10 protein-coding genes are annotated in these 12,048 nt (G+C 33.8%); 6 read left to right on the top strand and 4 right to left on the bottom strand.

Annotated features, from left to right (window positions below):
• Position 1 precedes the first annotated feature (1 nt).
• Genes egtB through NG806_RS03270 form a run of 3 tightly spaced genes read right to left on the bottom strand, consistent with a single transcriptional unit; the run spans position 2 to position 2,386 of the window.
• Positions 2 to 1,174, bottom strand: a complete 1,173-nt coding sequence (egtB, locus tag NG806_RS03280; protein ID WP_261511964.1) for an ergothioneine biosynthesis protein EgtB — start codon at positions 1,172 to 1,174, stop codon at positions 2 to 4.
• 18 nt (positions 1,175 to 1,192) lie between these two features.
• Complete coding sequence (locus tag NG806_RS03275) at positions 1,193 to 2,176, bottom strand: L-histidine N(alpha)-methyltransferase (RefSeq protein WP_261511963.1); 984 nt, start codon at positions 2,174 to 2,176, stop codon at positions 1,193 to 1,195.
• A 33-nt stretch (positions 2,177 to 2,209) separates the two neighbouring features.
• On the bottom strand, positions 2,210 to 2,386 hold the full coding sequence (locus NG806_RS03270) for a hypothetical protein (RefSeq protein ID WP_261511962.1): 177 nt from the start codon (positions 2,384 to 2,386) through the stop codon (positions 2,210 to 2,212).
• A gap of 152 nt (positions 2,387 to 2,538) precedes the next feature.
• Here NG806_RS03270 and NG806_RS03265 point away from each other — a divergent pair, with 152 nt between their 5' ends.
• The 4 genes from NG806_RS03265 (at position 2,539) to NG806_RS03250 (ending at position 7,375) form a co-directional block, all read left to right on the top strand.
• Positions 2,539 to 3,642: a helix-turn-helix domain-containing protein gene (locus NG806_RS03265; protein WP_261511961.1), complete on the top strand. Its 1,104-nt coding sequence runs from the start codon at positions 2,539 to 2,541 to the stop codon at positions 3,640 to 3,642.
• Positions 3,643 to 3,972: 330 nt separating this feature from the next.
• Positions 3,973 to 4,593, top strand: a complete 621-nt coding sequence (locus tag NG806_RS03260; RefSeq protein ID WP_261511960.1) for a DUF2306 domain-containing protein — start codon at positions 3,973 to 3,975, stop codon at positions 4,591 to 4,593.
• A gap of 136 nt (positions 4,594 to 4,729) precedes the next feature.
• Positions 4,730 to 6,733, top strand: coding sequence for a sensor histidine kinase (locus tag NG806_RS03255; protein WP_261511959.1), 2,004 nt, complete (start codon positions 4,730 to 4,732; stop codon positions 6,731 to 6,733).
• Positions 6,734 to 6,745: 12 nt separating this feature from the next.
• Positions 6,746 to 7,375, top strand: a complete 630-nt coding sequence (locus tag NG806_RS03250) for a response regulator transcription factor (protein WP_214825730.1) — start codon at positions 6,746 to 6,748, stop codon at positions 7,373 to 7,375.
• Between the two features lie 96 nt (positions 7,376 to 7,471).
• Here NG806_RS03250 and NG806_RS03245 read toward each other — a convergent pair whose 3' ends face one another.
• Positions 7,472 to 8,449 (bottom strand): T9SS type A sorting domain-containing protein, encoded by a 978-nt coding sequence (locus NG806_RS03245; RefSeq protein WP_261511958.1) that lies wholly within the window; start codon positions 8,447 to 8,449, stop codon positions 7,472 to 7,474.
• Between the two features lie 425 nt (positions 8,450 to 8,874).
• On the opposite strand from NG806_RS03245, the gene NG806_RS03240 reads away from it, so the two are divergent.
• Positions 8,875 to 9,654 (top strand): Rossmann-fold NAD(P)-binding domain-containing protein, encoded by a 780-nt coding sequence (locus NG806_RS03240; RefSeq protein ID WP_261511957.1) that lies wholly within the window; start codon positions 8,875 to 8,877, stop codon positions 9,652 to 9,654.
• Between the two features lie 38 nt (positions 9,655 to 9,692).
• Positions 9,693 to 12,029, top strand: a complete 2,337-nt coding sequence (locus NG806_RS03235; protein ID WP_261511956.1) for an alpha/beta hydrolase — start codon at positions 9,693 to 9,695, stop codon at positions 12,027 to 12,029.
• The last annotated feature ends 19 nt before the right edge of the window (positions 12,030 to 12,048 follow it).

Raw genomic sequence — 12,048 nt, 5'->3', positions numbered from 1 at the left:
CTTATTTCGCCAATCTGATTCCTGTGAACTGCCAGCGTAGATTCGCATGAAAGAAATTACGATATGTATTTCTACTGTGCCCCTTTGGTGTTGCTTCTGAGCCACCTCGTAAGACCATTTGGTTTACCATAAATTTTCCATTGTATTCCCCTACTGCACCAGCTTCTTTTTTAAATCCCGGGTAAGGTAAATAGGCACTTCCAGTCCATTCCCAACGGTTTCCCCACGGAAATTCTTCAGAAGCGACTTCCCACTCGGCTTCGGTAGGTAAACGCATTCCTTTCCAGGCAGCATAAGCTGCGGCTTCGTAGAAATTAATGTGACAGACCGCTTCTCCGTGATCTAATTCCTGTAAACCATCTAAAGTATAATACATCCATTGGCCTTCAATAAAATGCCAATACAAAGGAGATTTTATATTATTTTGTTTTACCCAGTCCCAACCTTCAGCATGCCAATGCCTGAAATCAGTATACCCGCTATCATTTATAAATTCCAAGTATTCACCATTGGTAACTGCCCGATCACTTATTTCAAAATCCTGAAGATAAACTTTATGTCTCCCTAACTCATTATCGAAACAAAAACCATTACCATTAAAACCAATTTCATAGATCCCTTCATTAAAATGGATCATTTTCCCTATACGTAGGTTTTCCTGTTTTACACCTGAATCTTTTCTATAAGCAGGAAATAAAGGATTATGTCCAAGAATATATTTGATATCGGTAAGCAAAAGTTCCTGATGTTGCTGTTCATGATTTAATCCAAGTTCTAAAAGGGACTCAATAGATTTACTCATTGATTCACTTTGAAGGAAAGCTTTCATTTGCTGATCAACATATTCTCTGTATTGGTAAACATCAGCAACTGAGGGACGGCTAAGATTACCTCGATCGGTCCTGATAACACGTGCTCCGATGGTTTCATAATAACTGTTGAAAACAAAATTATATTGGGGATCAAAAACCTCATAACCTGGAAAATTGGGTGACAATATAAAAGTTTCAAAAAACCAGGTGGTATGTCCTAAATGCCATTTTGGCGGGCTAACATCTACAATAGGCTGCACCACAAAGTCTTCAATTTCCAATGGGGCACAAATTGCTACGGAATGGTTTCGAACATCCGTATATTTCTTTACTACATCAATAATCTTAGGATTTGCTATCATCTTTTTAGATTTTAATTATTATTTCACTTTCCAAACGGAATCTATAAACCATTTTTTTGAGTCTCTTATTTCTCCCTTGATCTCAAAACCCGCTTTTTCTGCTAATTCTTTGATATCTGTTTCTGAAAACTTTTGTGAAACTTCCATATCAATCAGCTCATTTTCTTTAAACGATATTACTGCATGATCAATGGTTACAACCTGATCGATAAGACTTACAAGATAACTTCGGCATGCCCCACTAACAGGGTCATATGTCTGATAATGCTGAAATTGCTTAAGGTCAAAATCGGCATCAAGTTCACGATTAATGCGGGTAAGAAGATTAAGATTAAATGACGCTGTTATACCAGTCTTATCATTATAGGCATTTAAAATAGTATGTGGATTTTTCTTTAGATCAAAACCTACCAATACCCGATCTCCTGATGCAAGATGTTGTTTTAGACCTGAACAAAATGAATGGGCCTCATCAAGTTCCATATTTCCGATATTACCACCTAAAAACAATATCACCTTCCTTCTTGAGGAAAGTGAAGCTGCTTTATTTAACATTTCGAAATACTCACCTTCTAAGCAGACTACTTTTAATTCCGGTAGACTTTCATTTAATTTCTGATCCAGAATTGAAAGGATATTACCTGAAATATCAATAGGCATATAGGTAAAATCCAAGCCTTTTTTTACCATGTATTTCAAGAGGTGCGTTGATTTCATGGCATCACCGGCACCAAGTTCAATAAGATCGAATGGTTGATCATCAAAGGCAATAAGATCAGCAATATCCGATGTTTTATTTTGAAATATATCCAGTTCACATTGGGTAAGATAATATTCCGGCATTGCCATTATTTTCTGGAAAAGATGATCCCCAATTTCATCATAAAAGTACTTTGAAGATAATCTCTTAGGATCACTTTCCAGTCCTTTTTTTACATCGAGGAAAAAGTTTTCGGTCTTATTGTGATTATTTTTTATTTGAGAATTGGTGTTTAAATTCATTTTACGTTTTCATTATAGTTCGGTAAGCACTACTTATTTACCGCTATCTACATTACTCCTCATAAAAGTTTGTGCTTGAATTATATCATTATAATTAAATGTATACATATTTTTTGATTTAGCAATTCCGTTTTTAGTCTTTTTAAGAAAATCATGAAAATTTAAAATATCAATCATAAAAGTAAAGCCTGCAAAAACAGTATTATTCATCTTACCTTTTTGAAAAATAATTATCTAGAAAACAGTATTATGAGCTCCTAAATAAGGTTCTAAAATAAAAACAGTATATACATTTAAAATATCGTTTTAATATTTTACTTTTAGCGCTATAATTCGATGCACAATTCTTATATATTTATAGCATGTTCTATTTAGCGGGAATCTTTATTGCTTATTTTTCTTCTTTTCTCATTTTAGGGAAGAAAAAGAAAGTAAGTGCCGATTATATATTATCATTATGGTTCTTAATTATTGGTATCCATCTGACTTTATTTTTTTTAATTTTCTCCGGAAAATATATACAGATTCCTTATCTACTTGGTTTGGAAATACCCCTACCTTTGATTCATGGGCCTATTTTATATGTTTACATTTTGAGTCTGACAAAACAGAGACCCCATAGATATCTTTGGAGTTTACATTTTTTACCTGTGCTGGCTATTTATCTTATTTTATGGGATTTTTTCAGACTTCCTCCAAAAGAAAAAATTTCAGTTTATCAGAATGGAGGTCTTATGTATCAGGAGTTAAGAAAGAACATTAATGTATTAATTTATTTATCAGGATTTTTATACATCTGCTTAAGTATTTTTTCATTGCAGAAATATAAAAAGAACATTGCAAAACAGTATTCAAATATTGAAAAGATCAATTTAAACTGGGTATATTATCTTATTATAGGAATTTCAGTAGTCTGGATCTTAATTATTCTAAAAGATGATACCATTACCTTTACATCAGTAGTTGTCTTTGTACTGCTTGCTGCTTATTTTGGAATTAGTAAAGCAGGTATTCTGAATTTACCTGAGATAAAAACCAATATAGAAACAGAAAACATTCCTGAAGAAAATGAGATTTCTGTTAAATATCAAAAATCCTCATTAAGTGAGGAGGCGATACGGATGATCTATGAGAATCTGGCTTATAAAATGAAATCTGAAAAGCTTTTTAAAGATCCGGAACTCAACTTAAATACGATTGCATCTACACTCGAAATCCATCCCAACATTCTTTCCCAGGTCATCAATTCTATTGAAAATAAAAACTTCTATGATTACATCAACACACAAAGAATTGAAGAATTCAAAAGAATAGCGGTTTTGCCCGAGAATCAAAAATTCACTATTCTTTCTTTAGCTTTGGAAAGTGGATTCAATTCTAAGACTTCTTTTAATAGAAACTTTAAAAAATATGTAAAATGTTCACCCCGTGATTTTTTAAAGGAACAAAATTTAGATATGGAATAATTAATTTCCATCCACTAAGGGATTTTTTCTGCTGTACTGTTACTTTAGTATCAACTTCCATTCTGATACTTTTCCTTTCCATCATCACATCGTTTTTCTTTTTTGATATCAACATAGGAATCATTTTTTTCTTTTACCATCAATCTTACCAATTAAGAATTCTTATTTTAACTATGGAAGGAACAAGTCTATAGAAATTAGTCTTTTTTTTTTATAAAATTAGTTCCACCTTACGTTTTGGAGCATGTACCTTTTAAATATTCTTCATTTTTGCTAAAACTTTAATCTGTTAAAAGCCCTGAAGTTGAATCATTTAAATTACTTTTTGTCATGAAAAACCTCTTATTTATTATTCTCGTTATTTGCGCATTGTTAGTAGGTGCATACCCTCTTATTTATGTATTTGTTGATCACAAACATACCTTTTTAGGCTCTAAACCTTTAGAAATTCTAAACAACCCGGTATGGAGATTTTCATTTTTTTGTCACATCATCTTTGGTGCTGTATCCCTTTTCATTGGATGGAGACAGTTTGGGGCTAAATTTCGAAATAAGCATCTTTCACTACACCGATTAATTGGCAAAACATATATACTATCGGTTATTATAAGTTCATTATCAGGAATTTATATTGGCATTTTTGCCCATGGAGGAATTGTTTCATCAATGGGATTTGTTAGCCTGGGAATCGTTTGGTTTATAACCACTGTTATTGCATTTTTAAAAATTAAAAATGGAGATGTCAGGCAACATCAGAATTTTATGACCTACAGTTACGCCTGCACTTTTGCGGCTGTAACATTAAGGATATTATCACCATTATTAAAATTAGCCATAGAAACTCCGGGACTGTCATATCATATCGTTGCCTGGTTATGTTGGATTCCCAATCTGATGTTTGCTTACTATATCAATAGAAAACGTTCGTACAAAAGTGCTATTCTTGAATAAAAAAATTCGTAGAGGAAACTTTAATATAAAGTATCTGGATTACAATCCGATAGTAACAAATTTAAGCCTTATAAATGTATATTTGTATCCATTGAATTTTATGTTTTTGTCATATTTGAGTTAATATTTTACAATTATGAAAAAGAAGCTTTGCCTACTGCTTATACTATTTTTCTCTTATGGATTACATGCCCAAAGGTTTTATACTCTTGATGACGACGGTCCATATATTGATAGTCTTACACAGGTAATAAAATCAACAAAGTCAGATAGCATAAGGGGAATTAGCAGCTTCAAGCTGGCTGACCTGTTCAGAAGAAGTAAGAAAAATGAATTATCAGATCAGTATCTTCTTATGGCCAACAAGATCGCCCCAAAATATCCTTTTTTAAAAGCCGTTGCCATATATTATAATGCGGCAGGATTAGTAAGTAAGGGTGATTTTGACAACTATGCAAAGCAATTGAAACTGGCTGATAGTGAGCTTAAGAAATATAAAACCAAGGACTCGTATGTCTTGCGGGCATTCATCCTAAAAAATCTATCCCTTGTCTATGTCCTTCAAAATAATGAGGTGGAAGGAATGAAAGTTTTGGTTAATGAGGCTATTCCTTTGGCAAAAAAAGGCGGTGATCTGGAGGTTCTAAGTATTTTATACAAATCCGTTGCCGTTATTTTTATGAATAGTGAGGAAAGGGTTAAAGCTAACAGCTATTTGAAAACAGCTAAAGAATATATCGAGCAAGCAAACACCTCTTCTTACAGCTATCTGGAAACTAAGGCAGACATCTATATCGTAGACGTTGAAAATCTTTGTTTTCTTACCATGACAGCCGAAGCAAAAAAATCACTTGATAAGGCATATAACATTATAAAAAAACATCCTAATTCAAATCTAAGTGGAAGTTATTATACTGCTGAAGGTTATTATTTTTATAAGACAGGACAATTTAACAATTCTCTAAAAAGTTATGATAAAGGTATTGTTAACAGTACCCTTCATAAGGATGTACTTCTAACTAACCGTTTAAAGTTTTCCAAATATCTGCCTCTGAAAGCAATGAACAGACTGGAGGATGCTAAAGATCTTTTGCTCGATCTTATTGGAACTACAACTAATTTTGCTATTGATCAGAGAAACTTTACTAAAGAGCTGGCATTTATTTATGAAGGTCTGGGAGATACTAAAAATGCCTATAAATATCTTTCAAAATACACTGCAATTAATGACAGTTTGAATATTAGTGAATCAAAGGGGAAAATAGCAGCACTGGAAGCTAAATTCAACAAAGTTGAAAACGAAAAAAAAATCAGTATGCTCGAGGCACAGCGTGAACGTGACCGCTTGGTAGCCCAAAACAACAAACTATACTATAGTTTATTGTTTGCTATTTTAGTGATATTGCTGTTATTGGTCATTTTCCTATGGATCAATTCAAAAAATCAGAAAAAAATAGCTGCCCAGCAGTCTCAAAATTATACCCAGAATATAGAGTCTCTGAAAAATCAGAAAGAAATAGATGTAATGCAGGCAATGATCCGGGGAGAAGAGGATGAGCGTAAAAGAATAGCGCGAGACCTTCATGATGGTATTGGAAGTATGCTTTCCTCATTGAAGATTCGTTTTCTGAAGGTAAGTAAATCCTCAGAACCTGCCCCACCTATCGAAATTGAAAACATAAATAACCTTTTGAACAATTCCATTACAGAATTACGACAGATTTCTTTTAATCTTATTCCAGAGACACTTCTTAAATTGGGACTTGAACATGCATTAAGTGATTTATGCCATATGCTGGAAACAGATGAGATCCACATCTACTTCCAGTCTAATGAAATCAAGAACAATATCCCTGAAAACATTCAGATCATGATTTACAGGATCGTTCAGGAGCTGCTTAATAACGCTTTGAAACATTCTTCGTGTACAGAAATTCTGGTAGATTGTAGCCAGAATGAATCTCAGTTTTATATTACTGTTGAAGATAATGGTATTGGATTCGATACCACACAGATCAATGACTTTACTGGACAGGGTTTAAAAAATCTTAAAAACAGAGTGGAGTTGCTTAGTGGAAAAATGGATATTCATTCTTCACAGAAAAACAGCACGATCTTTAATATTGAACTATCTATTTAAATTCCGATGACTATGACAAAACCATATAAAACAATAATCGTTGATGATCATCCCATAATTACTGAAGGGCTACAGCTGCTTTTTTCAAACTCAGAAGATATAGAGATCGTCAAAAGTTTTAAAACTGGTGAAGCGCTTTTAAAATATGACAATCTAAATAAAATTGATATTATCCTGCTGGATATATTTCTTCCTGATATCAATGGCATCGATCTGTGTCTGAAAATTAAAAAATTACATCCTAAAACTATTATTTTAGCAATAAGCAGCCAGTCAGAGCGCAGTATTATTTTGCAAATGATAAAAAACGGAGCTCAGGGATATCTGTTGAAAAGCGCCTCAATGGAAGAATTTAAAGACTGCATCAATAAGGCTGCATCCGGACAATTAGCATTCAGTGATGAGGTTGAAAAAATAATTGAAAAGACCAGTATCTATGATCTAAAGACTGTTCCCAGATTGACCCAAAGGGAAAAGGAAATCCTACAGCTTTTAGCGGAAGGAAAATCAACTCAGGAAATATCTGACATTCTATTTTTAAGCTATCTCACCGTACAGACACACAGAAGAAACTTACTGAATAAGTATGGAGTTAGGAATGTTGTTGAGCTTTTAAAATTCGCTAAAGATAATGGGTTGTAACTCTGCAGTTACCAAGGCCACTACTCTATTTCACAGAATATATAACAAAAAAGTACTATCCAAGGGATAGTACTTCACCACCATAAATAAAAACAATTACTGTTTACTGATTTTTTTCGAAATAGTTTTTCCGTTTTTAAGCTCTCCTTGCACAATGTATATTCCATTGGGAAGGTTTGCCACATCAATTATTTTGTGATTTGGTGTTTTTCGAACAACTTTTCCATCAAGACTTATAATGTTAATATTTTTGATGTCTTCATTTGATTTTATGGTTATAGATTGTGTTGCCGGATTAGGATAAATAACAATCTCATCTTTTGTGCTATCCAAATCTACAGTAGATAGCGTAGAGGAAGATGTAAAATAAGCTAAAGATGGTTGAGTGGTGGTCTGACCATTAATTGTAAAGGTGTTAAATGCGACAGTAAGAACGGGACCATTACTTTCAGTAACCCATTGATAGGACTCATTAACATAGTTAAATGTTGCTCCGCCACTGGCTTGAGATCCATTTCTTATTCTTTTTATTCTAAGCGCATTGGGAAAGGTTCCATTTGGAGTGATAACGGTACCATAACCATCCACTTTAAAACTTTGCTGTCCTGTTTCAGTTGTTCCTGGTGTGCTAAACTGATAGGTATCTGTAAACTCCTGCAGATAATTTACAGGAAACTTATAGTTGATCAAAGGATCTGAATACGTCATGGTTACATTTCCCATTCCACTAAAATTACCGATCGTAGTTGCTTCGGCATCGCTATTAAGTAAATAGTCGTAAGTATCGCTTCCCACAAGTTCAGAAAGTCTGTTAGCAGTTGGAAATCTTGAACAATTTGTCTGCCCTGGACATGGATAAATTTTTGTTGTTATGACAGGAGTTCCTACATAAGAAGAAAAATTCCATGTCTGTCCAGCTCCCGATGGTCCAGGACTTAATGTGCCTGTAGAAACATCAGCATGATAAACATTAGTGGTAACATTAATTTTATCAAGAGCAAGCCTGGTTACAGTAGGCTGTGCAGCAGTCCCAATTCCCATTAATATTAAAGAAGTAAAGATTAATTTTTTCATTATGTATTTATTTTGGTGTTCTATTAGATAACTTTATATCCTGAATTATTCTAAAAATTTAAAATAGGAACAGGTTCTGATGTTACTTACTGTTTCATAAGTTATAGGACAAATTTATCCCGATAAAGACCGCGATCCAATACCTGTAGCAGTGTATAATTCTTTACCTGATATCAGGTAGTCGTGAAAAAATAAATTTTTAACAAACTGACAGACAATAGTTTACACATTTTATAATTAATTCTGTCTAGTTAAATACTTTTCATTGATATCTGTATACTAAATAAATTTATTACTTTCACTCTTCTAAAAATAATTCGTTTATGATACCTTTATCAAAAATTTAACTGATAAAAGGATTGGCAAAATATTCAAAGTTGTATCAGTTGTAAACAAATTATTATTACTTCAAACTATTTAAATAGATGAAAAAAGCAGGAATTATTGGTTGTGGTTGGTTAGGTTCAAAGATTGCCGAAGTACTCTCAGAAAACTTTGAAATTTATACTACTACGACGACTCCGGATAAAGCAGAACTATTGATATCAAGAGGCTTCCATCCTCATATTATAAACTTCCCTGATTATCTACTGACTGAAAAACACAGACAATGGCAGGTTATTAATGATCTTGAGGTATTAATTATTACCATTCCACTTTCTGGAAAAAGCTGCTGCCCCAGCTCATTGTACAATAGGATTCAAAATTTGCTTTCTTTTATCGGGGATTTTAGTGGCCAGATATTCCTCATGAGCTCAACCGGTGTTTATCCTGATCTTTTCCAGGAATTTACAGAAGAAAATATATCTCCTGATGATATTTCAGGTGAAAGAACGATAAAAAACAGATATCCACAGGTTAACATTCTAAGATTAGCGGGGCTGATGGGAGGTGACAGACTTTTAAGCAAGTATCATGTGTCGAACTTAGAGTTTTTTGCTAATCATATTCATTATGTTGATGTATGTTCGGTAATTGAAAAAATGATCGAGCAGGAATCACAATCCAAAATTTACAATGTAGTTGCACCACTCCATCCTGCAAAATCAGAAGTGATCAACGCTCAAAAAAGCATTGACAGTATAAAAGAAATCGGAGAGCCCATAGGGAAAAAAATCTCATCTTCTAAATTAATTTCAGAATTGGATTTCGTATTTAAATATCCGGATCCCAGATATTTCCATGAATTAAGTTCAAAAGAATAGCAAGAAGGATTAAATCTAAACACCAATCACCATATATCATGAACGAAGACAATCAACTATGGAAAAAATTAAAAAAATGGCTTCAACCATTAAAAGCTTCAGTAACTCCTAACCGAGCAACATTAAAAGCCGCTGGCTTTGGCATTCTTATCAGTTCAGTCATCTTTTTTATTTTGGTATCGGCTGACAAATTTTTACCGGCTATAGGTTTTGGTAATTTCATTTTGTTTATACTGATTTCCTTTTTAGTAAGTTATTTTATAGGCTGTATACTTAGCTGGATAGCCGGTTTAATCGGCAAAACACCCCCAAACTTCAGGCAGGCTATAGGTTTTTTATTATTCTTTTTCTTTTATTTAATTCTAATCACTACTACTTTCCGTTGGGTGCTTGTCATTTTTCTTATCCTATTTCCTGCACTCACTTTTGGAGCATTATTTTACTGGAAATCAAAATCAAAATCTAAAACATCATGGTCTTTGAGCCAGAAAATAACCACTAGCCTTTCACTTTTAATTGGAATTTTAGGATTAAGTATAGGCGGTTATCTTTATTTATACGCCGGAAGTGTACAGCCTGTTATAAAAAATTATAAAATGTCCGGCAAACTTCCAACACCTATTGAAGCTGTTAATCCAGCGCTTCCAGGTAAATATAAGGTTGCTTTTTTAACCTATGGATCAGGAAAAGATAAACATCGGGCAATTTATGGCCAAGAGGCACGTATTATAACACCTTCTGTTGACGGGTCACTTCTTCTTAAATCATGGGATGGTATTTCAGGTAAACTACGTACCCGATATTTTGGATTCGACAAGACCCAATTGCCGTTAAATGCAATGGTATGGTATCCTGAAAATTTTAAAGGGCAGGCTCCTTTAGTATTAATTGTTCACGGCAATCATCTAGCACAGGATTGGTCAGAAGAAGGATATGATTATCTGGGGAAACTACTGGCAAGTAAAGGCTATATTGTTGCTTCTGTAGACGAAAATTTCTTAAATACCAGCATTACTGATCTGGATCAAAAAGGCTTTAAGGATGAAAATGGTGCGCGTGGCTGGCTTATGCTTAAACACCTTGAACTCTGGCGAAAATGGAGTAAAGACCCGGCAAATCCATTTTTTAACCGTATCAATATGGATCAGATTGCTTTGATTGGGCATTCCAGAGGTGGTGAAGCGATGTCGCATGCTGCTTTATTTAATAAGCTTCCTTACTTTCCAGATAACGCTAATGAAGTATTTGATTTTAATTTCAATATAAAAGCATATGTAGCTATTGCTCCGGTTGATGGACAATACCAACCCGCATCTATATTAGCGCCTTTAAAGGACATTAATTATTTCGTTATTCAGGGCGTTCATGATATGGATATGCAATCTTACGGTGGCCTCGCTACTTACAAACGAATTCAATATTCATCAGATTACCAAGGATTTAAAGCTGGCTTATATGTCAATCAGGCTAACCATGGCCAATTCAATACTTCCTGGGGAAGTTATGATTCAAGCAGTCCATATATTAATCAATTTAATATGACCCATCTGATGCCTGAAAAGGAACAGCAACAGATTGCCAAAGTCTATATCAGTGCATTTTTAGATGTGAATCTAAAAGGAGAAATGGTATATAAACCTCTTTTTGTTGATTACCGTTATGGTCGTAAATGGCTTCCCAATCATATTTATTTCAATCAATTTGAAAATAGTGAGACTCTATTTGTTGCCCGTTATGAGGAAGATCTTAATTTATCTACTACAACCTTACAGGGTGTAAGCATTAACATAGAAAATCTAACCTTATGGAGAGAAGCACAACAGAAGCTGATCTGGAATAGTGAGATTTCCAGGGCAGCCTATATCGGCTGGAATCATAAAGAAACATCAAATAAACCGGGCAGATATACCTTTAATTTTAATGAAAATATTGGTCAGGATTTAAAAGGACGAGCATTGGCATTCAATCTGGCAGAAAGTGATGAGCCTTCTGTAGCACCTAAAAAGGAACAAAAGAACAAAAAAGATAAAAAGGAAAATCCTGTAAAAGGAGATCAGCAAAAACAGGCGATCGACTTTAGTATTGAGCTTACAGATCAAAAAGGCACACATGTTCGTTTTCTTTTGAGTGAATGCGCTCCATTGCAACCTCAGCTGAAAAAGAACCTGACCAAGTTTAGCTTTTTTAATGATAATGGAGATGCAGAATCAATTCCGGATTATTTCTATTTTGATCTTGATATCCTTCAAAAAAAATATCCAACAATGGATTTAAACAGTCTGAAGTCTATTTCTTTTATTTTTGATAAGAGTCCTGAAGGAGCGATTATTTTAGATGATGTAAGCTTTGTTAAACTTTCTGGTCCTTCAAATTAGTCAATTAAAATCACATCTA

This window comes from Chryseobacterium paludis, from assembly GCF_025403485.1.
GTDB lineage: Bacteria > Bacteroidota > Bacteroidia > Flavobacteriales > Weeksellaceae > Chryseobacterium > Chryseobacterium paludis.
Note: the sequence above shows the minus strand (reverse complement) of the source record. Positions and strands in the feature narration are given on the sequence as shown.